The organism is Martinezella rhizogenes, from assembly GCF_007002745.1.
Classification (GTDB): domain Bacteria; phylum Pseudomonadota; class Alphaproteobacteria; order Rhizobiales; family Rhizobiaceae; genus Agrobacterium; species Agrobacterium cucumeris.
The window spans coordinates 189,567-214,371 of the sequence record NZ_SGNY01000003.1 but is presented as its reverse complement, the minus strand read 5'-3'; the positions used below and the strand labels follow the sequence as shown (position 1 = coordinate 214,371).

General features: G+C 58.8%; 29 protein-coding genes. 16 read left to right on the top strand and 13 right to left on the bottom strand.

Annotated elements, in window-relative coordinates; all coding sequences use genetic code 11:
- Positions 1–6: 6 nt before the first annotated feature.
- Both EXN68_RS11160 and EXN68_RS11155 read right to left on the bottom strand, forming a co-directional pair.
- Positions 7–495, bottom strand: a complete 489-nt coding sequence (locus EXN68_RS11160) for a hypothetical protein (RefSeq protein ID WP_142840871.1) — start codon at positions 493–495, stop codon at positions 7–9.
- Positions 496–639: 144 nt separating this feature from the next.
- On the bottom strand, positions 640–1,218 hold the full coding sequence (locus tag EXN68_RS11155) for a TetR/AcrR family transcriptional regulator (RefSeq protein WP_142840870.1): 579 nt from the start codon (positions 1,216–1,218) through the stop codon (positions 640–642).
- Positions 1,219–1,384: 166 nt separating this feature from the next.
- On the opposite strand from EXN68_RS11155, the gene EXN68_RS11150 reads away from it, so the two are divergent.
- Positions 1,385–2,101: a 2'-5' RNA ligase family protein gene (locus EXN68_RS11150; protein ID WP_142840869.1), complete on the top strand. Its 717-nt coding sequence runs from the start codon at positions 1,385–1,387 to the stop codon at positions 2,099–2,101.
- Positions 2,102–2,307: 206 nt separating this feature from the next.
- On the opposite strand, the gene EXN68_RS27645 is transcribed toward EXN68_RS11150, so the two are convergent.
- The gene (locus EXN68_RS27645) at positions 2,308–2,475 is read right to left on the bottom strand and encodes a hypothetical protein (RefSeq protein WP_003503889.1); all 168 of its coding nucleotides are present in this window, start codon (positions 2,473–2,475) and stop codon (positions 2,308–2,310) included.
- A gap of 232 nt (positions 2,476–2,707) precedes the next feature.
- Here EXN68_RS27645 and EXN68_RS11140 point away from each other — a divergent pair, with 232 nt between their 5' ends.
- The 3 genes from EXN68_RS11140 to EXN68_RS11130 all read left to right on the top strand — a co-directional run bounded on the left by EXN68_RS11140 (position 2,708) and on the right by EXN68_RS11130 (position 4,871).
- Positions 2,708–3,055, top strand: coding sequence for an ArsC family reductase (locus EXN68_RS11140; protein WP_142840868.1), 348 nt, complete (start codon positions 2,708–2,710; stop codon positions 3,053–3,055).
- Positions 3,056–3,066: 11 nt separating this feature from the next.
- Positions 3,067–3,543 (top strand): Cys-tRNA(Pro) deacylase, encoded by a 477-nt coding sequence (ybaK, locus tag EXN68_RS11135; RefSeq protein WP_142840867.1) that lies wholly within the window; start codon positions 3,067–3,069, stop codon positions 3,541–3,543.
- A gap of 89 nt (positions 3,544–3,632) precedes the next feature.
- Positions 3,633–4,871, top strand: a complete 1,239-nt coding sequence (locus EXN68_RS11130; protein ID WP_142840866.1) for an aminopeptidase — start codon at positions 3,633–3,635, stop codon at positions 4,869–4,871.
- 6 nt (positions 4,872–4,877) lie between these two features.
- On the opposite strand, the gene pecM is transcribed toward EXN68_RS11130, so the two are convergent.
- Complete coding sequence (gene pecM, locus EXN68_RS11125) at positions 4,878–5,741, bottom strand: 4-hydroxybenzaldehyde efflux transporter PecM (protein ID WP_142840865.1); 864 nt, start codon at positions 5,739–5,741, stop codon at positions 4,878–4,880.
- Positions 5,742–5,822: 81 nt separating this feature from the next.
- Here pecM and EXN68_RS11120 point away from each other — a divergent pair, with 81 nt between their 5' ends.
- The 3 genes from EXN68_RS11120 (at position 5,823) to EXN68_RS11110 (ending at position 8,397) form a co-directional block, all read left to right on the top strand.
- Entirely contained in the window at positions 5,823–6,323 is a 501-nt protein-coding gene (locus EXN68_RS11120) for a MarR family winged helix-turn-helix transcriptional regulator (RefSeq protein ID WP_161991298.1), read from the top strand.
- A gap of 109 nt (positions 6,324–6,432) precedes the next feature.
- Entirely contained in the window at positions 6,433–7,140 is a 708-nt protein-coding gene (locus tag EXN68_RS11115; RefSeq protein ID WP_065114645.1) for a FadR/GntR family transcriptional regulator, read from the top strand.
- 54 nt (positions 7,141–7,194) lie between these two features.
- Positions 7,195–8,397 carry a mandelate racemase/muconate lactonizing enzyme family protein gene (locus EXN68_RS11110; protein ID WP_142840864.1) on the top strand — a complete coding sequence of 401 codons (1,203 nt, stop codon included), beginning with the start codon at positions 7,195–7,197 and terminating at the stop codon, positions 8,395–8,397.
- Here the strand turns inward: EXN68_RS11110 and xseA are convergent, their stop codons facing one another.
- Positions 8,398–9,996: an exodeoxyribonuclease VII large subunit gene (gene xseA, locus EXN68_RS11105; RefSeq protein WP_142840863.1), complete on the bottom strand. Its 1,599-nt coding sequence runs from the start codon at positions 9,994–9,996 to the stop codon at positions 8,398–8,400.
- Positions 9,997–10,186: 190 nt separating this feature from the next.
- Between xseA and EXN68_RS11100 the strand changes: the two genes are divergently transcribed.
- Positions 10,187–10,429 carry a hypothetical protein gene (locus tag EXN68_RS11100; RefSeq protein WP_080818188.1) on the top strand — a complete coding sequence of 81 codons (243 nt, stop codon included), beginning with the start codon at positions 10,187–10,189 and terminating at the stop codon, positions 10,427–10,429.
- Between the two features lie 12 nt (positions 10,430–10,441).
- Positions 10,442–10,813 (top strand): hypothetical protein, encoded by a 372-nt coding sequence (locus EXN68_RS11095; RefSeq protein ID WP_142840862.1) that lies wholly within the window; start codon positions 10,442–10,444, stop codon positions 10,811–10,813.
- Here the strand turns inward: EXN68_RS11095 and EXN68_RS11090 are convergent.
- Positions 10,810–11,793 carry a Gfo/Idh/MocA family protein gene (locus tag EXN68_RS11090; RefSeq protein WP_142840861.1) on the bottom strand — a complete coding sequence of 328 codons (984 nt, stop codon included), beginning with the start codon at positions 11,791–11,793 and terminating at the stop codon, positions 10,810–10,812. The genes EXN68_RS11095 and EXN68_RS11090 overlap by 4 nt on opposite strands.
- Positions 11,794–11,975: 182 nt before the next feature.
- Here EXN68_RS11090 and EXN68_RS11085 point away from each other — a divergent pair, with 182 nt between their 5' ends.
- The 4 genes from EXN68_RS11085 (at position 11,976) to EXN68_RS11070 (ending at position 15,025) form a co-directional block, all read left to right on the top strand.
- The gene (locus tag EXN68_RS11085; RefSeq protein ID WP_142840860.1) at positions 11,976–12,536 is read left to right on the top strand and encodes an isochorismatase family protein; all 561 of its coding nucleotides are present in this window, start codon (positions 11,976–11,978) and stop codon (positions 12,534–12,536) included.
- Positions 12,536–13,519 carry a GlxA family transcriptional regulator gene (locus tag EXN68_RS11080; protein ID WP_142840859.1) on the top strand — a complete coding sequence of 328 codons (984 nt, stop codon included), beginning with the start codon at positions 12,536–12,538 and terminating at the stop codon, positions 13,517–13,519. The genes EXN68_RS11085 and EXN68_RS11080 overlap by 1 nt, the downstream gene beginning before the upstream one ends.
- 110 nt (positions 13,520–13,629) lie before the next feature.
- On the top strand, positions 13,630–14,580 hold the full coding sequence (locus tag EXN68_RS11075; protein ID WP_142840858.1) for an aldo/keto reductase: 951 nt from the start codon (positions 13,630–13,632) through the stop codon (positions 14,578–14,580).
- A 1-nt stretch (position 14,581) separates the two neighbouring features.
- Positions 14,582–15,025 carry a GNAT family N-acetyltransferase gene (locus EXN68_RS11070; RefSeq protein WP_142840857.1) on the top strand — a complete coding sequence of 148 codons (444 nt, stop codon included), beginning with the start codon at positions 14,582–14,584 and terminating at the stop codon, positions 15,023–15,025.
- Here EXN68_RS11070 and EXN68_RS11065 read toward each other — a convergent pair whose 3' ends face one another.
- Positions 15,026–15,916, bottom strand: coding sequence for a LysR family transcriptional regulator (locus EXN68_RS11065; protein ID WP_142840856.1), 891 nt, complete (start codon positions 15,914–15,916; stop codon positions 15,026–15,028).
- Between the two features lie 116 nt (positions 15,917–16,032).
- Between EXN68_RS11065 and EXN68_RS11060 the strand changes: the two genes are divergently transcribed.
- The gene (locus EXN68_RS11060; protein ID WP_142840855.1) at positions 16,033–17,034 is read left to right on the top strand and encodes an aldo/keto reductase; all 1,002 of its coding nucleotides are present in this window, start codon (positions 16,033–16,035) and stop codon (positions 17,032–17,034) included.
- Positions 17,035–17,087: 53 nt separating this feature from the next.
- Here EXN68_RS11060 and pheT read toward each other — a convergent pair whose 3' ends face one another.
- The 6 genes from pheT to infC all read right to left on the bottom strand — a co-directional run bounded on the left by pheT (position 17,088) and on the right by infC (position 23,040).
- Entirely contained in the window at positions 17,088–19,511 is a 2,424-nt protein-coding gene (gene pheT, locus EXN68_RS11055) for a phenylalanine--tRNA ligase subunit beta (protein ID WP_142840854.1), read from the bottom strand.
- Positions 19,512–19,535: 24 nt separating this feature from the next.
- On the bottom strand, positions 19,536–20,618 hold the full coding sequence (gene pheS, locus EXN68_RS11050; protein ID WP_110755727.1) for a phenylalanine--tRNA ligase subunit alpha: 1,083 nt from the start codon (positions 20,616–20,618) through the stop codon (positions 19,536–19,538).
- A complete protein-coding gene (locus tag EXN68_RS11045) occupies positions 20,611–21,489 on the bottom strand; it encodes a phosphotransferase (RefSeq protein WP_142840853.1) in 879 nt (292 codons plus the stop codon). The genes pheS and EXN68_RS11045 overlap by 8 nt, the downstream gene beginning before the upstream one ends.
- Before the next feature lie 175 nt (positions 21,490–21,664).
- Entirely contained in the window at positions 21,665–22,069 is a 405-nt protein-coding gene (gene rplT, locus EXN68_RS11040; RefSeq protein WP_003507464.1) for a 50S ribosomal protein L20, read from the bottom strand.
- A 40-nt stretch (positions 22,070–22,109) separates the two neighbouring features.
- On the bottom strand, positions 22,110–22,313 hold the full coding sequence (rpmI, locus tag EXN68_RS11035; RefSeq protein WP_003493355.1) for a 50S ribosomal protein L35: 204 nt from the start codon (positions 22,311–22,313) through the stop codon (positions 22,110–22,112).
- A 190-nt stretch (positions 22,314–22,503) separates the two neighbouring features.
- The gene (gene infC / locus EXN68_RS11030) at positions 22,504–23,040 is read right to left on the bottom strand and encodes a translation initiation factor IF-3 (protein WP_077224822.1); all 537 of its coding nucleotides are present in this window, start codon (positions 23,038–23,040) and stop codon (positions 22,504–22,506) included.
- Between the two features lie 187 nt (positions 23,041–23,227).
- On the opposite strand from infC, the gene EXN68_RS11025 reads away from it, so the two are divergent.
- Both EXN68_RS11025 and EXN68_RS11020 read left to right on the top strand, forming a co-directional pair.
- A complete protein-coding gene (locus EXN68_RS11025; RefSeq protein WP_142840852.1) occupies positions 23,228–24,016 on the top strand; it encodes an alpha/beta hydrolase in 789 nt (262 codons plus the stop codon).
- Between the two features lie 118 nt (positions 24,017–24,134).
- On the top strand, positions 24,135–24,749 hold the full coding sequence (locus EXN68_RS11020; protein ID WP_142840851.1) for a transglutaminase-like cysteine peptidase: 615 nt from the start codon (positions 24,135–24,137) through the stop codon (positions 24,747–24,749).
- Positions 24,750–24,805 lie beyond the last annotated feature (56 nt).

The following is a 24,805-nucleotide window of genomic DNA, read 5'->3' as shown; positions in this document are numbered from 1 at the left end:
CCGCGACTAGCTCGCGGCGTTTCTGTTTTGTCTTGTGAGGTAGATGATCTGGGCGGTCAGGCCGACGACGAGGATCGCCAGCAACCCGCCCTGAACGCCGAGGAGCAGCGGCGACTTCAAATCGGTAACAAAGGGATGACCATCCGGAACACGGCGCAGGGTCTCGGTCGCCGTCGGCACCATCAGGAGAAATGCGCTCACACTCAGACAGATGGTTTCTATATATCTGGCGATGCGCGTTGAGCCGAGAATGCGCTCAATTCCGTAACCTGCGAGCAGGAACAGGATGGTCAGCGCGCCAATGGCGTAGCTGACCGGCTGATGCGCCACGAGGAACGCCGTCACTGCGCCAATCAGCATGGACACAAAATAGATGGCGCCCGGCCCGGATCGGGGAACGATCCGACCGTGACGGGCAAACATGTAAAGGGCCACGGGAATGGCGGGCAGGCTGCCGAGTGTGTGGACCCAGCCAAGCGGAGAAATTCCGAACATGAGATTGCCTTTCTCTTCCATAAGGGCGGTGGCGGCCCGGGGAAGCAGACTGTTGACGACTGATCTGGAAGCGTAATGCTGTCTATTTACCGGGTCGGGATGTCGCTCAGGTCATGCATTCACCTCCCTCGCGACGTTTCATTTTCAAGCTGTGATGCGCTCCAGCATGGGGCGGGTTATCGCGCCAAAGGCTGCGGCATCACCGTAGGCGCGGGCCGAGAGCATTGCGCCATGCACGGTGGCCATGAACATTTCGGCATTGGTGCGCGCTGTTCCTGTCAGCACAAGGCGCCCTTGGGTAGCCCCGCGCTCCAGCACGGCGGCAAGCCAGCCCGAGAGGCTTTGAAAATGCGCACGCACCTCAAGAACCACAGATTCGGGAAGGACGGGTATTTCAGTGGCAAGCAGGGCGCAGACGCAGAAGGGATGGGTCGCATCAGCGATACAGCCTTCCCAATAGCCGATATAGGCGCGAAGCTGTTCGAGCGGATCGGAAATGTTTCGCTCCAGCTCGGCGAGCCCGGCTGCAGCTTCCTGCCTGTACTGCTCGACCAGTTTGCGGACCAGGTCTGATTTGCTCGGGAAATGGTGGTGAATGCTGGCATTGCGAATGCCGACCACGCTGGAAATATCGGCGTAGCTGAAACCGTTGTAGCCGCCGCTTACAATCAGAGTACGCGCGCAACGAAGAATTTCATCGGCCTTGGTTTGTGGGGTTTTCATATTCATTACCTACCAACTAGTAGGTAGATTGTCAACTCAATGCACCATGCTGTTATTTTCTGGAGTTCCCCTGCCTGTCGGGATTGTAATTGTTCTCTTTTTGTTCTTTTAATTTCTTCTGGCAATGATAATATCGCGGCCTTGGCAAAAGCCGTGGAGCATCGTCATGGGTTTCGAGTTGACGGATAAGGGAGGTGTAAGGCAGCTTTTCTTTGAAGGGCTGGAGACGCCAAAAATACAGCGCCTTAATCCGCGATTTCGCAGCAAGCTTCTCTTATTGTTGAAGCCGCCGGCAGTCGTGGCCGATAGAATCTTTGCCGATGCTTCACAGTATGCGGAAGGACGGACAAGGCGTGCAGCCTATCCGGCGGAGCTTCTGCATATCACGCTGCTCTGTATCGGATGTTTCGAGACTGTGCCTCACGGGCTGATAAACAGGCTGAAGGCGGCGCTGGGAGAAATCAATGCGCGGCCCGTTCCTATCACTTTCGAAGAAACGTCGCTTTTTGGTAATCGCAATAGTCTGGTGCTGCGAAGCAGCCGCGATATGCCGGAAATCAAGGCTCTCGTGAAGATATTGCAACGCGCCCTTTGGCGGGCAAATCTTCCCTTTGTTACGGCATCATCTTTTACGCCGCATCTCACCATGATCTATGGCTGTGGGAAGATTGAGCTTATGCCCGCCGGTAAACCCTATAGCTGGCTGGCGGGCAATTTCGAACTTGTCTTCAGCCATAATGGCGAAACAAGGCACGAGCCGCTGGCACGTTTTGCGCTTTCAGCGAAGGCGGATCGTTATGAGCGGCCTGAGAGCCAGTTATATTTATCGGAAAAAGTGATCGGCCCGTCAAAGCGGCCGAAACAGAGTGCAGCATCTCGATGACGTGCACTCGAAGCGGCGGAACAATCCCGCGCTGACAATTTATCCCGCACCTGTCCTTCGAGGACTATGCGGGAACCTTCCTGTGTGAATACGGAACGCTTCTTGAGCCATCCGCGACGCATCCACCTCGCCCGTCGAAAACCGGCATGGATTTCGACGCCGAGCGCAAGCGAGGCGATGCCGCCTCGCTACAAATAATAGCCAGCTTAGAGCTGTACCTTGTCGAAAGCCTTACCGTCGATGCCGAGGGCTTCGAGATCGGCACGGGCGGGCTTGCGATGTGCGCGAACAGCGGCCGAAACCGAGAGCGCTGCACCGAGAACGGCGAAAGTTTCACCGAAGAAGTTACGCGATGTCTTTGCAACCTGACGCATTTTTCTCTCCATCTTTGATGCCCAGATAATGGGTATTTTCGGCCTCTTCTACAACTCATGATGTAGCAGGGAAGCCATGCAGCTTTGCTCGCGCTCGTTTGGATATCAGCCATGGCGATTTCGCATGGCTCAGACCTCACACCCCGACAGGCCTGCAAGGGACCTCGGACATGGGTTGAATAAGCCGGATATTTTGTTATGCCGGAAAGCTGAATACAAAGAGGCTGGTAGCATGACGATCACCATTTACGGCATCAAGAACTGCGACACGATGAAGAAGGCCAGAAGCTGGCTGGAAACCAACGGCATCGACTATTCTTTTCATGACTACAAGACGGTCGGCATCGATCGCGCCCATCTGGAGACATGGTGCGATGCCGCGGGCTGGGAAACCGTTATGAACCGCGCCGGCACGACCTTCAAGAAGCTGGATGATGGCCAAAAGGCCGATCTTAGCCGCGAGAAGGCCATCGGTTTGATGCTGGAGCAACCCTCCATGATCAAGCGTCCGGTACTCGAGGCCAAGGGCAAGATAACCGTCGGTTTCAAACCGGAAACCTACCAGACACTTTTTGCCTGAGCGCAGCCGCCATGTCGAAAACGACCCGCGCCACGCAGATGCTGACCAAGGCTGGTATTACCTTCACCACCGTCACCTATGATTACGACCCGAATGCCGACCGCATCGGCCTGCAGGCTGCCGAGGCGATTGGGGAACCGCCGCATCTGGTGTTGAAGACACTGATGGCGGAACTGGATGGCAAACCGGTCTGCGTCGTTGTCCCCTCCGACCGTGAGGTGAGCATGAAGAAGCTTGCCGCCGCCTTCGGAGGCAAATCCGCCAGCATGATGAAGCCTGCCGATGCGGAGCGGGCCACCGGTTACCATGTTGGCGGCATCAGTCCTTTCGGTCAGAAGAAACAGGTGCCAACGGCCATTGAGGCTGATGCCATGGCGCATGCGCATGTTTACATGAATGGCGGGCAAAGAGGGTTACAGGTGAGACTTTCGCCCCGCGATGCGCAGGTAGCGTTGAAGGCCATCATCGCTCCGCTGGTGGCGGACTGACGCTTTTCCCACCGCTTTTGAAAGCATTTGGCTTTCGAAAGGAATGGGCTATGGTCGGCACCTCCGATTGAAATATACGAAGGCAGATCATGACCGTTTCTCCCATCGATCCCGTCAAACTCGAAAAACTGGCCGAAGTCGCCGTAAAAGTCGGCCTGCAATTGCAGAAGGATCAGGATCTGGTGATCACTGCGCCCCTGGCGGCACTGCCGCTGGTGCGGCTCTTGACCAAACACGCCTATCTGGCCGGCAGCGGGCTGGTCACCACCTTCTATTCCGATGAAGAAACCACGCTATCACGCTACTGCCACGCCAGTGACACGAATTTCGACCGGGCTTCCGACTGGCTCTACGAAGGCATGGCGAAGGCCTATGCCAACGGCGCGGCGCGGTTGGCGATTGCCGGCGATAACCCCATGTTGCTGGCAGAGCAGGACCCGGCCAAGGTGGCGCGGGCCAACAAGGCCAATTCCACCGCCTACAAGCCGGCGCTGGAGAAGATTTCCAATTTCGACATCAACTGGAACATCATTTCTTATCCGAACCCCTCCTGGGCTAAGCAGGTCTTCCCCGGGGTCTCCGAGGACGAAGCTGTTCGCAAGCTCGCGGACGCCATCTTCGCCGCCTCGCGGGTGGACCTGGCCGACCCTGTGGCGGCCTGGGCAGAGCATAACGCCAATCTCGCCAAGCGCTCGGCATGGCTGAATGGCGAGCGCTTCTCATCGCTGCACTTCACCGGCCCCGGCACGGATGTAAGGATCGGGCTGGCAGACGGCCATGAATGGCATGGCGGCGCTTCCACCGCCAAGAACGGCGTAACCTGCAACCCGAATATTCCGACCGAAGAAGTATTCACCACGCCGCATGCGCTGCGCGTGGATGGTTACGTTTCCAGCACCAAGCCCCTTTCGCATCAGGGAACGCTGATCGATGATATCCGGGTGAAATTCGAGGGTGGCCGCATCGTCGAAGCCAAGGCTTCGAAGGGCGAAGCGGTGCTGAACAAGGTGCTCGACACCGATGAGGGCGCTCGACGTCTCGGCGAAGTGGCGCTGGTGCCGCATTCCTCGCCGATCTCGGCAAGCGGTATCCTGTTCTACAATACGTTGTTTGACGAAAACGCCTCGTGCCACATCGCGCTTGGCCAATGCTATTCGAAGTGCTTTGTCGACGGTGCTTCGCTGTCGCAGGATCAGATCAAGGCGCAGGGCGGCAATTCCAGTTTGATCCATATCGACTGGATGATCGGCTCCGACAAGGTGGATATTGATGGCGTGAAGCCGGATGGCTCCACGGTTCCGGTGATGCGCAAGGGCGAATGGGCCTGAGGACACTTACCTCGGTAACTGGCTGCGCTGACTGAGCCAGATGCTGAAAAGCACCGCAACAAACCCGGCGATCTGCGCTGGCGTGAGGCTTTGGCCGAGCGCCAGCCAGCCTAGAAGAGTTGCAACGACAGGGCTTAGAAAACCGAGCGATGCCGCAGCCGAGGGCTCTATGCGGGCAAGCCCGCGAAACCACAGAAGATAGGTCAGCGCCGCACCGATGAGGCCGAGATATGCCATGCCGAGGATATTGGCGACGGTTGGTGTTGGCAGGGCCGGTTCCAGAACAAAGGCAACCGGCAGGAGCAGAATGCCGCCCGCGGTCAATTGCCAGGCGGTGAAGGTGAGATTGGAGACCGGCGGTCGCCATTTGCGCGTCAGCACCGTTCCGAAAGCCATGGAGACGGCACCGGCAAGGCCTGCGGCAACACCGATACCATCCAGCGCCGCTCCGGGCGTCAGCACCAGAAGTGCGACGCCCGCAATGCCCAGCAGACCGGCGGCGATGGCAAGCGGCCTGACGGGCGCGGCCAGAAACAGCCGGGACAGGCCAATGACGATGAGGGGTTGCACCGCACCCACCGTGGCCGCCACACCACCCGGCAGCCGATAAGCCGAGACGAAAAGCATCGCCCAGAAGAACGAAAAATTCAGCGCGCCAAGAATGAAACTGCGCGGCCACCAGATGCCTTGCGGCAGCTCCCGGACGAGCAACAGCAGCAGGATGCCCGCCGGCAAAGCACGCAACATGGCGACATGCAGAGGGTAGCCCTGCGGCAAAAATTCCGTGGTGACGAAATAGGTGGTTCCCCAGATGGCAGGGGCAAGCGCGGTCAACAGCACATCGGCGGCGTAGGTCGGATTTTTCTTCATTTCAAGAATCTCTATATCAAGATAAATCCACTTTAGTCGATTTTATCTTGACGTCAAGATATCAATTGTTATGCCTTGGTGATGAGCAAAGAACCGCTGGACCACGTCGATCATATTCTGGCGCAATGGCGCAAGGAGCGGCCGGATCTCGATGTCGGCCCCATGGGCCTGCTTGGGCGCCTGCACCGGCTCAGTACACATCTTGGCCGCGAGGTTGAGGCGGTACTGCTGAAACACGGGCTCTCCTCCTCCGCTTTCGATGTGCTGGCGACATTGCGACGGGCCGGTCCGCCCTATCGCCTCTCCCCCGGCGATCTGTTGGCCATGACCATGGTGAGTTCCGGCACCATGACCAACCGGATCGACCAGCTGGAAAAGGCCGGGCTGGTGGAGCGCATTCACAACCCGCAGGACCGGCGCAGCGTATTGATATCGCTGACGGAGCGTGGACTTGCGATTGTCGAGGATGCCGTCGGCGCGCATGTCGAAAACCAGCATCGTCTGGTTGCTCATCTCAGCGAAGAGGAGCGTGCGGCGCTGAACGAGTTGCTGAAGCGCTTTTTGCAGGGTTTCGAGCAGTAGATTCAAGGATCAGACAAACATCCAATCAAACCAGCGATCGGCGCTTGTTTTGGCGAAAAAAGTCCTGTAAGCAATTCTCCATAAACCTGTACTACAGGTTGGAGGAAAAATGTATAACGCCATTTCCCATGAAACCGGTCTCGTCAGCAGCACGATCGGCGCGATCACGCGCCATATCCGCGAAAACGAGCTTGCCCCCGGGGCAAAGCTGCCAAGCGAGCTTTCGCTTTCCCAGCAACTCGGCGTTTCTCGCACCGTCGTTCGCGAAGCTTTCCGGTCTCTGTCAGCCATGCGGCTGATCGATGTCAGCGCCGGTAAACGCGCCACCGTGGCGACGCTCGATCATGGTGCGATGTCGCTGATGTTCGAGCATGGCATTCACACCGAGCAGATCAACATCCAGCAGATTTACGACGTGCGCCGCACCATCGAAGTCAGAACCGTGACGCTGGCGGCGCTGAGGCGCACGGATGCGGAAGCGCTCACCATTCTCAACCATGCCAACGATATGGAACGGGACTTCGGCGACAATGACAAAGTCATGGAGCACGATCTCGCTTTCCATCTCGCCATTGCCAAATCGTCGAAGAACCCGGTTTTCGAACTCATCCTTGGCGCTTTTCAAAATGTGACACGCCAGACATGGCCGATCGGCTGGAAAAGCCGCACATCCGACGCGCAGCGCCACACCACGGTCTCGCTTCACATTGAGATCGGACAGGCCATTGCCGCAGGCGATCCACAAATGGCGTCAACGCTGATGGCGCGGCATTTCGATGAAAGCGTGCACGCGCTTCTCGCTGCAGGTATCGCCTGATTTTTCAACACAGTCCCAGATGGCAAACTGCCTTCCTCTGGAGGAGAGAGACTCATGAAAATTACGAAAATCGAGACCGTCCGCGTGGCGGAACGGGCAAACCTGCTCTGGGTTCTGGTCCACACGGATGAGGGTATTACCGGGCTGGGCGAAACCTTCTTCGGCGCGGAGACGGTTGAAACCTACGTGCATGAATATATCGCACCCCGCGTCATCGGCCGCGATCCGCTGCAGATCGATCTTCTGGCTCAGGATCTCGTCGGTTATCTCGGCTTCCGCTCATCCGGTGCGGAAGTGCGGGGCAATTCCGCCTTCGATATCGCGCTCTGGGATATTTTCGGCAAGGCCACCAACCAGCCCATCGCCCAGCTTCTCGGCGGTTTCAGCCGCAAGGAAATCCGCACCTACAATACCTGCGCGGGCACGGAATATATCAAGAAGGCGACCGGCCAGCAGACGGCGAATTACGGCATGGCCGACGGCAGGGATTATGATGATCTGAACGGCTTCCTGCACCGGGCGGACGAGCTTGCCCATTCGCTCCTGGAAGACGGTATCACCGCCATGAAGATCTGGCCTTTCGATGCGGCGGCGGAGAAGACGCGCGGACAATATATCTCGATGCCGGACCTGAAAAGCGCGCTCGAGCCGTTCGAAAAAATCCGCAAGGCGGTCGGCGACAAGATGGATATCATGGTGGAGTTTCACTCCATGTGGCAGCTTCTGCCCGCCATGCAGATCGCCAAGGCGCTCACGCCATACCAGACCTTCTGGCATGAAGACCCGATCAAGATGGACAGCCTTTCCAGCCTGACGCGGTATGCCGCCGTGTCGCCCGCGCCGATTTCCGCATCCGAAACGCTGGGTTCCCGCTGGGCCTTCCGCGATCTCTTGGAAACCGGTGCTGCCGGCGTGGTGATGCTTGACATCAGCTGGTGCGGCGGGCTTTCGGAAGCACGCAAGATCGCCTCCATGGCGGAAGCCTGGCACCTGCCGGTCGCGCCGCATGATTGCACCGGGCCAGTGGTGCTTTGCGCCTCCACACATCTGTCGCTCAATGCGCCGAACGCGCTGGTGCAGGAAAGCGTGCGCGCCTTCTACAAGACCTGGTATCGCGATCTCGTGACCGCTTTGCCCGAAGTGAAAAACGGCATGATCACCGTGCCGCCGGGTGCCGGCCTTGGCATGGAGTTGCATCCGGATATCGAAAAGACCTTCACCGTCAGCCGCCGTTTTTCGGATGCGGCGTCGATCTGATCAAAACAGACTACCTTGATTGCCAGGGTCTGAAGAAGCCGGTTTCGCCGGCTTCTTTTTTTGTGCGGCGGCGGCATCCGGGGACGGCGTTCCCTCTCCCGTTGTGATGGCGGAGACGCGACCGTCGGCAAATTCCATAGACACGACAGCGCCGGAGGCAATGGCCGCGGCACGGGTCAGCGGCCGGTTCTCTTCATCACGGATCACGGCATAACCGCGGTTCAGCACGTTCTTATAAGAGAGCGATTGCAGGATGCGATTGTGGGCGGCAAGGCCGGCGCGGTTCTGCGCCATGCGATGCAAGACGGCGGTATCGGCCCGGCGCGCGGCGGTGACGACGCGTTCCTTCTGCCGCTCCAGCTGGCCAAGCAGGCGGGCTGGTAGCGAACGCAGCGCGGAATCGAAGGCATCAACGCGGCCTTTGCCCTGCAAGAGCCGGCGTTCCACCAGGGTCTCGGCCCGGTGCATACGCTCGGTGATCCTCTGCCTGTGGTGTTTGAGACCGTTCAGAAGAGTTTCCGGCCGAAGCCCCGAAGCGGAGCGCTCAAAGGCGCGGCGCTTGTTCAGCGTGGTCATTTCAAGCCCACGACCGAGACCGCTTGCGGCCTCGTCAAAACGGCGGCGCGGCAGGGCCAGAAGCTGGTCGAGCGACGGCAGCGCCCGCACCAGCGCCCGCAAACCCTGGCGGCGATTGTCCATCTGCCGCGATACCGAGCCGGAAAGGCGGGCAGCAAGGCCGGAAAGCTGCGCTTCCAGTTCCGCGCGCACCGGCACGGCCATCTCGGCCGCTCCCGTCGGCGTCGGTGCACGAACATCGGCGGCATAGTCGATCAATGTCGTATCCGTCTCGTGTCCGACGGCGGAAATCAGCGGAATTTCACTTTCAGCCGCAGCGCGCACGACGATTTCGTCGTTGAAGCTCCAGAGGTCCTCCAGACTGCCGCCACCACGCGCGACAATCAGCACATCCGGGCGGGCGATCTCACCACCGGGCCGAAGCGCGTTGAAACCGCGAATGGCGTTCGCCACTTCCTCGCCCGAGCCTTCGCCCTGCACCTTGACCGGCCAGACGACGACATGGACGGGAAAACGATCCGAAATGCGGTGAAGAATATCGCGAATGACAGCGCCCGTCGGTGAAGTGACGACGCCGATGACATGCGGCATGAACGGCAGGCGGCGCTTGCGGGCCGCATCGAACAGCCCTTCCGCCGCCAGACGCCGGCGGCGGTCTTCCAGAAGCGCCATCAGTGCGCCGGCACCGGCCGGCTCGAGGCTTTCAATGACGATCTGGTATTTCGAGGAGCCGGGAAAGGTGGTGACCTTGCCCGTCGCGATGACTTCCATGCCCTCTTCCGGGCGGAACTTCAGCCGCGAAAACGTGCCCTTCCAGATCACCGCATCGATGCGGGCGCGATCATCCTTCAGCGAGAAATAAGCGTGACCGGAAGAATGCGGGCCGCGATAGCCGGAAATCTCGCCGCGCACCCGCACCTGCTCGAAAGCCGTCTCCACCGTGCGCTTGATGGAACCCGACAGTTCGGACACCGAGAACTCGGCGAGATTGCTCAATGCGGCGTGGGAGAAGATATCGCTCATGACCGTTTGTAACCAAAACCCGTCGATTCGGAAATGCCGGTGCTCGCCAGCCCGATTTTAACGGCGATGAAACCATATCCTCAACTAACGAGTTAGGAAAACAGGGAACGGAGGAGAAAACAAGGGTTCGTTAGGGAAGAAGACGCTAGGTCTTGTCCCAGGCCCGGCAACCAAAGAGGAGGCGGCATCCATGATTTTTCTTACCGCCACAGTGCTTGGCGTAACCGCAGTTGCGTTGCGTTCTGTCTTCAGCATCATTTTCATCTGCATGATGATTATCGGCGCTTATGGTGTAGCAATGGCGCTTTCTTCCACGGCCGTGCCGTTGATGTCGCTGCTTTTGGCGCTAGCCGGTTATAATTTTGGCGTCGTCGGTGTCGTCATCGGCCTTCTCGTGCTGCAACGCCCGCGCTCCACGCAACCGACACTTTAAAAGCTCCCGGCCTTGAGACTTCCGCACTTCGCGTTGACCGAGATTTGCGGATTGGCCGCTGAACTTACAGTCACCTGCCTGCTCATTTTCTATCTCGGTGTCGATCCGCTGGCCGCCCGATTGCCCGGTGCGGCGGCAGGCGTTGCGACGAGCTGGCGGCTGAACCGCTCCAACAGCCGTGCACCCGCCACATTGAGCGTTTTTCTCGTGAATGCCGTGACGCTCACATCCCGCATCGTCGGTGTCGGGCTGTTTGTGTTGCTGCAGTGGCGCAACCCGCTGGTCCAGCCGCTTATCCCGCTCGCCTTTTCAGCATTCGCGGCATTGCTGCTGGCGCTTTACGGCTACCGACGGCTGCAAAAACGACAATTGGACCGGCATTAAACCGTTTCCCAACCGTCCTTTTCAGCTGCCCGATAGATGGCGTCGATAAAAAGCTGGTTCTTCCGCGAGCTTTCCAGCGTGACGACTTCGCCCTCACCCTTTGCCGCCCGGGCAAAAGCCTCCGCCTCCAGCTTGTATTGACGGCTATCCTGAAACCGGAAGATTTGCGACTGGCTATGGGCCTGATTGGTCAGCTCGATCTCTTCCGCACCCCAGCGATTGGCGTTGAAAGGGGATTTGACCTCGATGTAACCATCCGTGCCGTGGAAGACCATGAGCTGACGGGCCGCAAGCTGGGTCGACAGATAAAAGCTCAGTTCGAAATCGCCGAAATCAGCCCTGACGCTGGAATAGATATCCGTACCGAATTCCCTGTCGCGCTCAACTGTGGCCTGCACCCGCTTCGGCTCCGCGCCGGTGGCAAAACGGGTCACGATGGTTGGGTAGACGCCGATATCCGGCAGGGCGCCGCCGCCCAGTTCGGGAATATTGCGCATGTTGCCGGGATCGCGATTGAAATAGCTGAAAGCGCCCTGCACATGTTTCAGCGTGCCGATGGCGCCCGATGCCAGCAACTCGTTCACCTTGGCCCAGACCGGCGCATAGGTGACCATGAAAGCCTCGGACACAATAACGCCATTGCGGTCGCGTGCGGCGATAAGCGTATCGATCTCTTCCGCTTTCAGCGCAATCGGCTTTTCACACAGCACATGCTTGCCGGCATCGGCCGCCTTGATGGTCCATTCCACATGCTGGGAGGTGGGAAGCGGGATATAGACCGCATCGATCACATCCGATGCCAGCATCTCCTCATAGGAACCGAAGGCGTTGGGCACGGAAAAACGCTCGGCCACTGCACGCGCCTTGGCGTGATCGCGGCTGGCGATGGCGCTGACCACACAGTTTTGCGCATCCTGTATTGCCGGAATGACGTGATCCTGAGCGATCTTCGCCGTTGAGATTATTCCGAAGCGCAGCATTCCCATTCTCCCACTCTGCCATTTCTTCGGAAACTTACCATCCCGGCACCGTGTGGCAAGCCGGCAAAGTCCGATCAGTATAAAGTATGGCCGGATGTGTCCTGCCTTTGTCGGCCTGGTTGCTTTTATCGAGCTGTGTAAGGGAGAATTATGTTATCAGTACCCCAACGGAGAAACATGAAATGTCCTCTTCTCACACCGCACTGCTCGTCATCGACGTTCAGGAATCGTTTCGGCATACCCCTTATTTCGAGGAAAGCGGGCTCGCCGCCTATCTGGAGAAACAGCAGGCATTGATCGACGGCGCCAAGGCCGCGGGAATTCCCGTTGTTCAAATCTTCCATGTCGATGGCGACAAGGCCTTCTCGAAAGACAGCGGCTATGTCCGTGCGCTGGAGGGTGTGGAGATCGCACCCGATGTGACCTTCCACAAGAACCGCCATTCGGCTTTTGCCGGCACCGGCCTTGAAATCTGGCTGACGCAGAAAGGTATCAACCGGCTGATCGTCTCCGGCATCCGCACCGAACAATGCTGCGAAACGACCACCCGGCACGCTTCCGATCTCGGCTACAGCGTCGATTACGTAACCGAGGCGACGTTGACCTTTCCGATGATGCACGCCTCCGGCACGGTGTTCAGCGCCGACGATATCCGTAAACGCACCGAGCTGGTGCTGGCGGGGCGCTTCGCACGCATCGCCACGGTGAACGACGCGATTGCAACCTTGAAAGAAGCAGCCTGATGGATAAAGGCGGCACACGCATCATTCCGTTTTATACGCTTGTGCCGCCGCACGCGCTGTTGCTCGATATTGCCGGCCCCCTGCAGGTCATCCGTTATGCCAATGACGAGCAAAGCGACATTTTTTTCGACTGCCGCTACATTGCGGCAAGGGACAGGCAACAATCCTCGATCGGCCTTGACCTTTGCGGGCTGGAGACCCTGCCGGCGTCGCTTCCGGAAAATGCGTTTCTCTTGATCTCCGGCAGCACTTCACGTTCCGAGAGCGAGCCGGAAACGCGGCGGGAGCGTCAGGCATTGACGACATGGCTGGGCCGCGTCGCGCGTATCGATACTACCGTCATTTCCATCTGCTCCGGCGCGTTGCTGGCGGGAGAGGCCGGACTTTTCGACGGACGAAGCTGCACCACCCATGCCGATTGCATCGAGGCGCTGCGACGCATCGCGCCATTGTCCCAGGTGGCCGAAAACCGACTGTTCGTTGAGGACGGAAACCGCTTTTCAAGCGCGGGCATCTCCACCGGCATCGACCTGATGCTGCATGTGGTTTCCCGGCTGACATCCCCGGCCGTTGCAGCGCGTATTGCAAAAACCATGGTTGTCTATCTCAGGCGCAACGGCAGCGATCCGCAAATTTCGCCCTGGCTGACAGGCCGTAACCACATGCACCCCGCCATTCACCGCGTGCAGGACCGGGTGATGGCAGAGCCAGCGCAGGACTGGTCACTTGAAGGCCTGGCCGATATTGCAGCCCTCAGCGAAAGGCATCTGTCACGCCTGTTTCGCGAACATACCGGCATCAGCGTCATCGATTATGTCAATCTGATGCGGGTCAATTTGGCCCGTGACATTCTCGCCAATAGCCGCCTCGATATGGAGTCCATTGCCGAACGGGCGGGGTTTGCCTCTGCCCGGCATTTGCGGCGCGTGTGGCAACAGCACAATCACCTTCCGCCCAGCCACTATCGCAGCTATCGGAGCTGATCTCGCCGGCTTCCGTCCATTGCCTGATGAGTGCCATCAAAGGAATTGAATGGTTATGCGGATGAGCAGTTGCTAACCTTGCTACAAAGTCAGCAACAGGAGCATTCCCCGTGGAAAAACGAAACCTCGGCCGCACCGGCCTCTCCATCGCCCCGATCGTCTTCGGCGGCAACGTGTTCGGCTGGACAGCGGATGAGAAGACTTCCTTTGCCCTTCTCGACGCTTTTTTCGATGCCGGGTTCAACGCCATCGACACGGCGGATGTCTATTCCGCCTGGGTGGACGGGCATGAGGGCGGCGAATCCGAAGTCATCATCGGCAAATGGCTGAAGCAATCGAGTATCAAGCGCGAGGATGCGGTGATCGTCACCAAGGTCGGTTTTGACAATCGCGGTCAGAAGACCGGCCTCAGCGCCAAGTGGATCGCAGAGGCTGTCGAAGCCTCGTTGAAGCGGCTGCAGACCGACTATATCGACCTCTATCTCGCCCACAAGCCGGATGCCGAGGTGCCGCTGGAGGAGACGCTTGCCGCCTTTGCAAAGCTGAAGGAACAGGGAAAAATCCGCGCCATTGGCTGCTCCAACTATTCCGCCAGCCAGCTTCAGGACGCGCTGGATACGGCTGCGAAAAACAATCTTCCGCGTTACGACGTGCTGCAGCCGGAATATAATCTCTACAACCGTGCGGATTTCGAAGGTCCGCTTGCTGATCTTTGTGTGAAGGAAGAGATTGGTGTCATCAACTACTACAGCCTCGCTGCCGGCTTCCTCACCGGGAAATACCGCGCCAAGGCCGATACGGAAGGCGTCGCCCGCAGCTATCGCGTCGGCGAATATGTCAACACGCGCGGCCTTGCCGTGCTGGGGGCGATGGATGCCGTGGCGGTACAGACCGGGGCCAAGCTCGCCGATATCGCGCTGGCGTGGCTGTTGCGGAAAAAGGCGATAACCGCGCCGATTGCCAGCGCCACCAGCCTGTCGCAGCTTGAAAGCTTCAAACGCGCCGTCGAGTTGAAACTGACCGATGAAATGATGACCCTTCTCGACAAGGCAGGCGCATAAGATGGAACTTGTAATTCGTAACGCTGAGCCGGCTGACCGGGCGGAATGGCTGCGCCTCTGGAACGATTACCTCGCCTTTTACGAGGTCGAGCTTGCCGATGACGTCACCGACCATACCTGGGCGCGCATCCTTGATCCCGCATCCCGTGTTTCGATGCGTGTGGCCGTGCTGGGTGACAGGATGGCGGGTTTCGCCATCCACCACTTCCATGATTCCACCTGGGTGAAGACGCCGGATTGCTATCTGGAGGATTTGTTCGTCGATGGAGAAATCCGCGGCAAGGGAACGGGCCGCGCGCTGATGGACGATCTTATCACCATCTGCAAGGAAAAGGGCTGGTCGCGGCTATACTGGCACACGGGCGAAGACAACCACCGCGCCCAGAAACTGTACGACAGCTACGTGAAAAGCGACGGCCATATTCGCTATCGCATCAAGTTCTGATCAGCCCCGGAAGCGGAAAAAATCCACGAAAGCCCTCAGCGCCGGACGCATCTGCCGGCGGGAGGGATAATAGATATAAAAGCCGTCAAAGGGTGCGCACCAGTCCTCCAGCACGCGGATGAGCCTGCCCTCCCTGATATCGTCCTCGACGCGCTGCTCGAAAACGAAGGCGAGCCCTGCCCCGTCTATCGCCGCCCGGCGAATGAGGCTTTGGTCCGATAGGATCAAAGGTCCCTGCACATCGACCACCAGCGGCTTGCCGTTCTTCTCCAGTTCCCAGCGATAAATAAGACCACTGGCGAAACGGCGGCGAATACAGCGATGGCGGATGAGATCCCTGGGATCGCGTGGCGGTGGATTTTCCGCGAAATAGGACGGAGAACCAACAATTGCGCCGCGCCATGCGCCGCTGGCTTTCACCGCAATCATATCCGCGTCGAGGTGCTCCCCGAGCCGCAGCCCGGCATCGAAACCCTTCGCGACAATATCTTCAAAACGGTCGTCGGTTGAGATTTCGAGGGAAATATCGGGATAGAGCCGCAGGAACTCACCCAACCGCGGCACGATGAGATCCTCGGCGGCCAGCCTCGGCAGGGTGATGCGCAGGGGGCCGGCCGGTCTCCCGCCATGCTCGGCAAGCGTCTCGATGACCGCATCGATATCTGCAAGCGCCGGACCCAGTGTTTCGAGAAGCCGCCTTCCCTCCTCTGTCGGCGAAACGCTGCGGGTGGTACGATGAAGCAGACGCAGGCCAAGGCTTGCCTCCAGTGACGAGACGGCATGGCTGACGGCGGAGGGCGCAATGGCGAGTTCAGCCGCAGCCTTGCGGAAGCTGCGGCCTTCGGCAACGGCAGCGAGAACGGCCAGCTGGGAGAGTTGCACACGGTTCATTGTTCTAAATGATAGAACAACCCAAGTAGATTTGCAGCGATTATTTTTATCGCCATGAGACGCTATTTTCTGATCACGCCCTGATGACGGGCGGTTCCTTATGGAAGGACGAACAGATGAAACAAAGAACCCTTGGAAACAACCTATCCGTTTCGGCGCTTGGCCTCGGCTGCATGGGAATGACCCATGCCTATAGCCCGACCGGCGATGAAAGCAGCGCAATAGCGACGCTGCACCGCGCCGTCGAACTCGGCGTCACCTTTTTCGATACGGCAGAGGTTTATGGGCCTTATAATAACGAGATTCTCGTCGGCAAGGGTTTGAAGCCCTATCGCGACAAGGTGGTCATCGCCACCAAGTTCGGTTTCAGGATCGACACCAGCAAACCCGCAGGCCAGATGATGGTGGGCACCGACAGCCGGCCGGAAAATGTGCGTGCCGTCGCCGAAGCCTCGCTCAAACGTCTTGGCGTCGATGCCATCGACTTGTTTTACCAGCATCGCGTCGATCCCGATGTGCCGATCGAAGAGACGGTCGGGGCCATGGCGGAGTTGGTGAAGCAAGGCAAGGTGAAACATCTCGGCCTTTCCGAAGCCAGCGCCGAAACGCTTCGCAAAGCGCACGCCACCCATCCGATTGCGGCCATTCAGAGCGAATATTCGCTGTGGACCCGCGATGTGGAGGAAAATGGCGTGCTGGAAACCTGCCGTGAACTCGGCATTGGTTTTGTCCCCTTCAGCCCGCTCGGGCGCGGGGCTCTGACGGGCGCGCTGAAGTCACTCGACGGCCTCGCCGCCGATGATTTCCGTCGCGGCCTGCCACGCTTCCAAAGCGAAAACTTCGACGCCAATCTGGCGCTCATCCAGCTTCTGGAAGACATGGCGACTGAAAAGGGCGTTACCGCCGGGCAACTGGCGCTCGCCTGGGTGCTGGCACAGGGCGACTTCATCGCTCCTATCCCCGGCACCACAAAAATCGCCAATCTGGAGAAAAACGTCGCTGCAGCGGATGTTTCGCTGACGGCGGAAGAAGTTGCGAGCCTCGGCGCCCTCCTCTCGCCGGCAAAGGTTGCGGGGGAACGCTATCCCGCGCGCATGTCCCAGATGGCCAACCGCTAAAAACAAAAAAGCCGCGGCAACCGCCGCGGCTTTTTTCATTCCGTCATCGGCTTTCAGGCGCGCAGAACGCCACCTGTCGACTTCTCGACATTGCCAACGATCTTGGCCGTCAGCGCCTCGAAATCCTCATCCGTCAGCGTCTTGTCGACCGGCTGGATCTGCACTTCGATGGCAACCGACTTGCGATTTTCGCCAAGTGACGCACCCTCAAAGATATCGAAGACATTGACGCCGGTGATCAGCTTGCGGTCGGCGCTCGTCGCGGCCTTGATGATGGCACCCGCCTCGACCGACTTGTCGACCACGAAGGCGAAGTCGCGCTTGACGGCCTGGAAGGGCGAAAGCTCAAGTGCGGGCTTGGTACGGGTCGCCTTCTTCTTCGGCTCCTGCATGGCATCGAGATAAATCTCGAAACCACAATAGGCACCGGAGACATCGAGTTCGGACAGGGTCTTCGGATGGAATTCACCGAAATAACCGAGCACGACCTTCGGGCCCATCTTGATGGTGCCAGAACGGCCGGGGTGATACCAGGAAGGCGCACCGGCTTCGATCTGCACATTGGCCATGGGCAGGCCGCAGGCTTCGAGCACGCAGAGCGCATCAGCCTTGGCGTCATAGACATCCACCGGCTTGCCGCCGCCCTTCAAAGCATTGGACCACATGCGGCCGCTGCCTGCGAGCGAGGCCGTGCCACGGCGGACACCGCCGGCAACACGGCGCTGCTTCTCAGGCGTATCGCCCTCATAGGTGCCGGAAACCTCGAAGATCGCGACGTCACTATGCCCCTTGTCGGCATTGCGCTGGGCGGCGGTCAACAGGCCAGGCAGCAACGAGGGCCGCATGTCCGACATATCGGCCGCAATCGGGTTGGCGAGCTTCAGGGCCGGCGAACCGCCACCGAAGAGCTTCGCCTGCGCTTCCGGAATGAAGGACCACGTGACGGCCTCCAGCATGCCACGGCTCGCCAGGGCACGGCGCGCGGTACGCGTGCGGATCTGCAGCGTGGTCAGGATACGACCATTGACGGCACCGAAGTTTTCCAGCGGTTCCGGCTTGATATTGTCGACGCCGTGGATGCGCATGACTTCTTCCACCAGATCAGCCTTGCCGTCGACATCAGGACGCCAGGACGGGACGGTGACGGAAACGCGCTCGCCCGTTCCCTCGACACCGAAACCGAGGCCCTTGAGAATCGTGAGGCTCTCTTCTGCCGAAACTTCCAGACCCGTCAGGCGTTTCACTTCCGCGAGCGGGAAATCCACGACCTTGGGCTGATGGCCCTTATAACCCACGACCCGGGCTTCGCCAGCGACGCCGCCGCAGAGTTCCAGAACCAGTTCGGTGGTGCGCTCCAGACCCGGAACCATGTATTCCGGATCAACGCCGCGCTCGAAACGATAACGCGCATCGGTGATGATGCCGAGCGAACGGCCGGTCTTGGCGATGTTGATCGGATCCCAGAGAGCGGATTCGATCAGCACATCGACGGTATTGTCATCGCAGCCGGAATGTTCGCCGCCCATCACGCCGCCGATGGACTCTAGGCCCTTTTCATCGGCAATGACGACATTGTTCGGGCCGAGCTTATATTCCCGCTGGTCGAGTGCGAGGATGGTCTCACCCTCTTTCGCACGACGAACCATAAGATCGCCCTTGACCTTGGCAGCGTCGAAGACGTGCATCGGCCGACCCTGATCGAAGGTCATGTAGTTGGTGATGTCGACAAGCGCGTTGATGGGGCGCAGGCCGATTGCCATCAGGCGTTGCTGCATCCATTTCGGGCTCGGGCCGTTCTTCACGCCACGTACGATGCGCAGCGAAAAGCCGGGGCAGAGCGCCGCATCGTCCAGTTCCAGCTTCACATCGACGGGCGTTGCGCCTTCCACCTTGAAGGACGGCGCAGGCCTCGTCTTCAGCTTGCCGAGACCGGAAGCCGCGAGATCACGGGCAATGCCGTAGATCGACGTGCAATCCGGGCGGTTCGGCGTCAGGTTGATTTCGATCATCGGATCGTCGAGGCCGGCATAGGTGGCGAAGGACGTGCCGACAGGGGCATCCTGCGGCAGATCGATGATGCCGTCATGATCGTCGGAAATGTTGAGCTCCTTTTCGGAGCACATCATGCCGTGGCTTTCGACGCCGCGAATTTTGCCCACAGCAAGGGTAACATCGATACCCGGGACATACACGCCCGGACGCGCCAGCGCACCGACAAGGCCGGCGCGTGCATTCGGCGCACCGCAAACGATCTGTACCGGCTTGCCATCACCGGCATCGACCATCAGCACCTTGAGGCGGTCGGCCTCAGGATGTTTTTCAGCGGAAACCACCTTGGCAATGACGAAAGGCTTGTAAGCCGCCTTGTCGTCAACCTCTTCGACCTCGAGGCCGATTGCCGTCAGCCGCTCGCAAATCTCGTCCAGCGTCGCATCGGTATCCAGATGCTCTTTCAGCCAGGAAAGAGTGAATTTCATGTCTTTGCTCCTTGGCTACCCGGATTAAACGCTCAAACCGCCGAACAGCGTCGGCATGTCGAGCGGGCGGAAGCCGTAATGGTTCATCCAGCGGACATCGGCGTTGAAGAAATCGCGCAGATCAGGCATGCCGTATTTCAGCATGGCGATGCGATCGAGGCCCATGCCCCAGGCAAAGCCCTGATATTCGTCCGGGTCCAGCCCACCAGCACGCAGCACGTTCGGGTGCACCATGCCGCAGCCGAGAATTTCCATCCAGTCGTTACCTTCGCCGAACTTGACGATCGGGCCAGAACGGTCGCACTGGATATCCACCTCGAAGCTCGGCTCCGTGAAGGGGAAGAAGGACGGGCGGAAACGCATGACGACGCTGTCGACCTCGAAGAATGTCTTGCAGAACTCTTCCAGCACCCAGCGCAGATTGCCGACATGCGCCTTCTTGTCGATGACAAGACCTTCGACCTGATGGAACATCGGCGAATGGGTGGCGTCGGAATCCTGACGGTAGGTCTTGCCGGGAATGACGATGCGGATCGGCGGCTTCTGGCTTTCCATGGTGCGGATCTGCACCGGCGAGGTGTGCGTGCGCAGCACCTTACGCTCACCATTTTCATCCGGCTGGAAGAAGAAGGTGTCGTGCATTTCGCGGGCCGGGTGGCCTTCGGGGAAATTCAGCGCCGTGAAGTTGTAATAATCGGTCTCGATATCGGGACCTTCGGCGATCGAGAAACCCATATCCGCGAAGATGGCGGTGATTTCATCGACGATCTGGCTGATGGGATGAATGCGGCCACGCTCGGCCGGGGACTGGCGAACCGGCAAGCTGACATCCACCGTTTCCGCCTTCAACCGGGCGGCGATGGCAGCATCCTTCAGCGCATTCTTGCGTTCGCCGATAAGATCGGTGATCTCAGTCTTGAGCTGGTTGATGGCAGCACCGCGGGTCTGGCGCTCTTCCGGCGTCATGCTGCCCAGCGTCTTCAGAAGCTCCGAAACCGAGCCCTTCTTGCCCAGCGCGGAAACGCGCACGGCTTCGATGGCCGGCTCATCGGCAGCAGCGGCGATCTCCGACATCAATTGCGATTTCAAGGTATCAAGTTCAGTCATCTTTTCCTGCCTTGCCGGTCTTTTTAACAGCGGCTTCGGGGTTCACAGCATTCATCAGATAGTCGGTCGCCATGATAAAGCGTCGCAGATCACTACCCATCCGCACGCGCCCGATCAACCGGGCAAGCGGTAAAAATCGCCCGAGAATGCCGGTCAGGCGGCACAATTCTTCCAGCGCCCGGGGCGGGGCGTTTTCGCGCCAGCGGGCGAAGGCCGCATCGCAGGTCCCCGGCGCATCGCAGGCGCGGGTGGCGACCTGTAAAAACAGCAGCCATATATCGCGGGCCTGCGCCGTTTCCAGCGGCATGACCTCCTGAGGACGCTCCTCGAAATCCATGAAACCGACACGGCCGTCCTGAAGAAAGAAGTCGCGCACATGCGGACGACCATGGCAGAGACCCGCCGCATGCAACTCGCCAAGCGCCTCTGCGGATTTTACAAGCAGCGCATCGTGCTCCACCGGTGTCGTGGCCTTTATCGCATCCATGCGCTCCATGATGGTGGGGCCGACATCGCCAAGCACAACGGCCGTCGACGAGGAATAGATGACGGGGGGCACGGGGAAACCACGGGCCTTGAAGGCCTCCAGCGTTTCGAGTTCGCGGCGCATGAGACCGGCGCCATCAAGCGGCGGCGAAGGACGCATAAAGGTATAGGGAAGCAGCTTTGCGAGAAAAGTCTGCAGCTTTATCCACCAGGACGGCGTTTCCGTGCCCTGGCGTTTTATCCAGACGGTCGTTGTGGAAAGCTCGAGTTTCTGCACGCGGCGCTCGCTTTTAAGCAGAACCCGCATCAAGGCTGCGATATCGCCATCTTCGAGATGGACGTGGAAACCCTTCGCCTTTTCCGCCTCACTTGCGGCAACCAGCATTCTTGCCCCCCAATGGAACATGCCGACCGAAAGCCGGATGCCCCACCCTTCTGGCAACCCCGGCACAAAACGCTCTACGCCTTTGCCGAAACTGCCGTGAATTCCAAAAAATCGAAAACCCGCGCCGGAGGACCGGCGCGGGTTTCAAATGAACAACAGATTGTCCGCGCCGTAATTACTTTACAGCGGTTTCAAACTCGTTGGTCGTACCAGCATCCTTGAGGTACTCAAGAGCCTTCTTCGCTGCTTCAACGAGCGCGCCGAATGCTGCCGGCTCATGGATAGCCATGTCGGACAGAACCTTGCGGTCGACTTCGATGCCAGCCTTGTTCAGGCCGTCGATGAAGCGGCCGTAGGTCAGGCCGAATTCGCGAACAGCAGCGTTGATACGCTGGATCCACAGAGCGCGGAAGTTGCGCTTGTTGACCTTGCGGTCGCGGTAAGCGTACTGCTTGGAACGATCCACGGCAGCCTTTGCTGCGCGGATGGTGTTCTTGCGGCGGCCGTAGAAGCCCTTGGCTGCCTTGAGTGTCTTGGTGTGCTTGGCGCGGGAAGTTACGCCACGTTTTACGCGTGCCATGTCATGATCTCCTTAAAGTGTCCAAAAGTGCGGAAAAGTCTCAGAGACCGTTCGGCAGGTAGTTCTTGACGACTTTCTTGCCGTCAGCTTCGGCGAGAACCATGGTTCCACGCGCGTCGCGAATGAACTTGTTGGTACGCTTGATCATGCCGTGGCGCTTACCGGCGGCGGCTGCAACAACCTTACCGGTAGCGGTGATCTTGAACCGCTTTTTTGCAGCGGACTTCGTCTTCATCTTGGGCATTTTGCTACTCCGTGTTTTTGTATCGAAACAGGCAGACGAGGCCTATTTCAAGCTATTCAGGAACGGCCTCGGCATGCCCTGCCGGACCGTTCGGACGCGCGCTTATAACCGCAGTCGGCTAAAAGCGCAACGGGGAATGAAAATTTCCCCTTGCGGCGGTGATTTACGCAGCTTTCAGGACTGGCGCAAATTATTTCGGGGCGAGAACCATCATCATCTGACGGCCTTCCAGCTTCGGCTCGGCTTCAACCTTGGCAATCGCCTGGGTATCTTCCTTCACCTGGAGGAGAAGTTTCATGCCAAGTTCCTGGTGGGCCATTTCACGGCCACGGAACTTCAGCGTCACCTTCACCTTGTCACCCTCGTCAAAGAAGCGGTTCATCGCCTTCATCTTCACGTCATAGTCATGCGTGTCGATGTTGGGGCGCATCTTGATTTCTTTGACCTCGACGATCTTCTGTTTCTTGCGCGCCTCAGCGGCTTTCTTCTGGGTCGAGTATTTAAGCTTGCCGAGATCGAGGATCTTGCATACCGGCGGCTCTGCGTTCGGCGAAATCTCGACGAGATCGAGACCGGCCTCTTCCGCCATTTTCAAAGCCTGATCCGTCGGCATGCTACCGAGGTTCTGGCCCTCTTCATCAATAAGCTGAACTCTGGGAACCCGAATTTCCCGGTTGGAGCGCGGGCCCTCCTTGACGGGGGCATCGGCTTTGAAAGGTCTGCGAATGGTCGTATTCTCCTGATCTGTTTCTGGATCACGTCAGCAAAAAACAGCTTGTTTGGTACAAGCGGCGGAAATGTCGTTATTGCCGTGGCGAAGTCAATAGCATATCTGCCCGAAAAGATCACCTCTTGCCACGGTTTTTGCAAATACGCCGCCGATATTGCACGAAAATCAGGAGAATTGCATATACATGACCGAACAAGCCGCTGAATTCCTGCATATGGGAGCGGGTGACGACGCCCGCAACATCGCTTTTCTCCATCGCCGCGCAGCATCACAGCCAGACGCACCCCTGCTCGTCTGGCTCGGTGGCTATCGTTCCGACATGACGGGAACCAAGGCTGTGGAGCTCGATCGCTTCGCAGCGGAAAATGGTCTCGCCTGCCTGCGGCTCGATTATTCCGGCCACGGAGCTTCCGGTGGCGATTTCAAAAGAGGCACGATTTCGCGGTGGCTGGAAGAAGCACTCGCCGTGGTACGCGCCAAGGCACCGGCGCGTGTCATCCTCGTCGGCTCGTCCATGGGTGGGTGGATCGCGTTGCGCATGGTCGAGGAGTTACGCAAGGTAGGTGGAGCACCCTCCGTCGCCGGTCTGGTTCTTATTGCCCCCGCTCCCGATTTCACTGCGGAGTTGATAGAGCCCAGCCTGACGGAAGCGGAAAAGACGTCGCTGGTGGAAAGAGGCTATTTCGAGGAACATTCGGAATATAGCCCTGAACCCAACATCTTCACCCGGGCGCTGATGGAGGACGGCAGGCAGAACCGTGTGCTCACGGGCATCATCACCACCGGCTGCCCCGTTCACATCCTGCAGGGCATGCGTGATCCCGACGTCCCCTATCAGCACGCACTGAAGCTCCTCGAGCACCTTCCCGCCGACGATGTCGTGCTGACGCTGATCCGCGACGGCGACCACCGGCTTTCCCGGCCGCAGGATATCGACAGGATGCTCGCAGCCGTCAAAGCCCTTGCAATATAGGCATTTGCGCAACGCTCTTAACCATATTCAACGAGTCTTGCGCGCCACCGATTGCTAATGATTGACTCCTACCCCCCATCCCTCTTAACTTTTCATTAAGAATTAAGGGACGGGTTTCATGATGAACGCACCGCTGGCGCGTGCGCTGCTGTTTGCAGTTGCCGCCGGGCTAATGACTGCTGCTTCCGCCATGGCGGAAATCAAGGGAAGCCCTTCCATGGTGACGGGCGGGATTACCTCCCAGCCGATCGGCCATTACGAGTTCTGTCAGAAATATGCGGATGAATGCAACATTCGCAACAAGATGACGCCGCCACCGCGCGTCACCGAATATGGCTGGGGCGTCATTCGTGAGATCAACACCTCCGTCAACACCACCATCGTGGCGATGACCGATCAGGAAATCTACGGCAAGGACGAAGTCTGGGAATATCCAACGACGGCCGGCGACTGCGAAGATTTTGTGCTGCTAAAGCGCAAGAAGCTGATCGAGCGCGGTTTTTCCGTGGCCGACCTGCTGATCACCGTTGTGCGCAAGCCGGATGGTGAAGGCCATGCCGTGCTGACGCTTCGTACCACCGATGGCGATTATATTCTCGACAACCTCACCGACGACGTGAAGCTCTGGACCGACACGAATTACACCTATCTGAAACGGCAGGCGTCCTTCAATACCGGCCGCTGGGTCTCCATCGAAGATGGTCGTGACGTCCTGGTTGGCGCGTTGCGCTGACACTCAAACTGCCATTCTGGACAGATGAGAGCCCGCCGCCGCGGGCTCTTTCTTTT

What these genes read in the sequence shown, in the direction of transcription:
- EXN68_RS11160 (WP_142840871.1), bottom strand. Translation starts at nt 495, where the DNA reads ATGTTCGGAATTTCTCCGCTTGGCTGGGTCCACACACTCGGCAGCCTG.
- EXN68_RS11155 (WP_142840870.1), bottom strand. Translation starts at nt 1,218, where the DNA reads ATGAAAACCCCACAAACCAAGGCCGATGAAATTCTTCGTTGCGCGCGT.
- EXN68_RS11150 (WP_142840869.1), top strand. Translation starts at nt 1,385, where the DNA reads ATGGGTTTCGAGTTGACGGATAAGGGAGGTGTAAGGCAGCTTTTCTTT.
- EXN68_RS27645 (WP_003503889.1), bottom strand. Translation starts at nt 2,475, where the DNA reads ATGCGTCAGGTTGCAAAGACATCGCGTAACTTCTTCGGTGAAACTTTC.
- EXN68_RS11140 (WP_142840868.1), top strand. Translation starts at nt 2,708, where the DNA reads ATGACGATCACCATTTACGGCATCAAGAACTGCGACACGATGAAGAAG.
- ybaK (WP_142840867.1), top strand. Translation starts at nt 3,067, where the DNA reads ATGTCGAAAACGACCCGCGCCACGCAGATGCTGACCAAGGCTGGTATT.
- EXN68_RS11130 (WP_142840866.1), top strand. Translation starts at nt 3,633, where the DNA reads ATGACCGTTTCTCCCATCGATCCCGTCAAACTCGAAAAACTGGCCGAA.
- pecM (WP_142840865.1), bottom strand. Translation starts at nt 5,741, where the DNA reads ATGAAGAAAAATCCGACCTACGCCGCCGATGTGCTGTTGACCGCGCTT.
- EXN68_RS11120 (WP_161991298.1), top strand. Translation starts at nt 5,823, where the DNA reads ATGAGCAAAGAACCGCTGGACCACGTCGATCATATTCTGGCGCAATGG.
- EXN68_RS11115 (WP_065114645.1), top strand. Translation starts at nt 6,433, where the DNA reads ATGTATAACGCCATTTCCCATGAAACCGGTCTCGTCAGCAGCACGATC.
- EXN68_RS11110 (WP_142840864.1), top strand. Translation starts at nt 7,195, where the DNA reads ATGAAAATTACGAAAATCGAGACCGTCCGCGTGGCGGAACGGGCAAAC.
- xseA (WP_142840863.1), bottom strand. Translation starts at nt 9,996, where the DNA reads ATGAGCGATATCTTCTCCCACGCCGCATTGAGCAATCTCGCCGAGTTC.
- EXN68_RS11100 (WP_080818188.1), top strand. Translation starts at nt 10,187, where the DNA reads ATGATTTTTCTTACCGCCACAGTGCTTGGCGTAACCGCAGTTGCGTTG.
- EXN68_RS11090 (WP_142840861.1), bottom strand. Translation starts at nt 11,793, where the DNA reads ATGCTGCGCTTCGGAATAATCTCAACGGCGAAGATCGCTCAGGATCAC.
- EXN68_RS11085 (WP_142840860.1), top strand. Translation starts at nt 11,976, where the DNA reads ATGTCCTCTTCTCACACCGCACTGCTCGTCATCGACGTTCAGGAATCG.
- EXN68_RS11080 (WP_142840859.1), top strand. Translation starts at nt 12,536, where the DNA reads ATGGATAAAGGCGGCACACGCATCATTCCGTTTTATACGCTTGTGCCG.
- EXN68_RS11070 (WP_142840857.1), top strand. Translation starts at nt 14,582, where the DNA reads ATGGAACTTGTAATTCGTAACGCTGAGCCGGCTGACCGGGCGGAATGG.
- EXN68_RS11065 (WP_142840856.1), bottom strand. Translation starts at nt 15,916, where the DNA reads ATGAACCGTGTGCAACTCTCCCAGCTGGCCGTTCTCGCTGCCGTTGCC.
- EXN68_RS11060 (WP_142840855.1), top strand. Translation starts at nt 16,033, where the DNA reads ATGAAACAAAGAACCCTTGGAAACAACCTATCCGTTTCGGCGCTTGGC.
- pheT (WP_142840854.1), bottom strand. Translation starts at nt 19,511, where the DNA reads ATGAAATTCACTCTTTCCTGGCTGAAAGAGCATCTGGATACCGATGCG.
- pheS (WP_110755727.1), bottom strand. Translation starts at nt 20,618, where the DNA reads ATGACTGAACTTGATACCTTGAAATCGCAATTGATGTCGGAGATCGCC.
- EXN68_RS11045 (WP_142840853.1), bottom strand. Translation starts at nt 21,489, where the DNA reads ATGCTGGTTGCCGCAAGTGAGGCGGAAAAGGCGAAGGGTTTCCACGTC.
- rplT (WP_003507464.1), bottom strand. Translation starts at nt 22,069, where the DNA reads ATGGCACGCGTAAAACGTGGCGTAACTTCCCGCGCCAAGCACACCAAG.
- rpmI (WP_003493355.1), bottom strand. Translation starts at nt 22,313, where the DNA reads ATGCCCAAGATGAAGACGAAGTCCGCTGCAAAAAAGCGGTTCAAGATC.
- EXN68_RS11025 (WP_142840852.1), top strand. Translation starts at nt 23,228, where the DNA reads ATGACCGAACAAGCCGCTGAATTCCTGCATATGGGAGCGGGTGACGAC.
- EXN68_RS11020 (WP_142840851.1), top strand. Translation starts at nt 24,135, where the DNA reads ATGATGAACGCACCGCTGGCGCGTGCGCTGCTGTTTGCAGTTGCCGCC.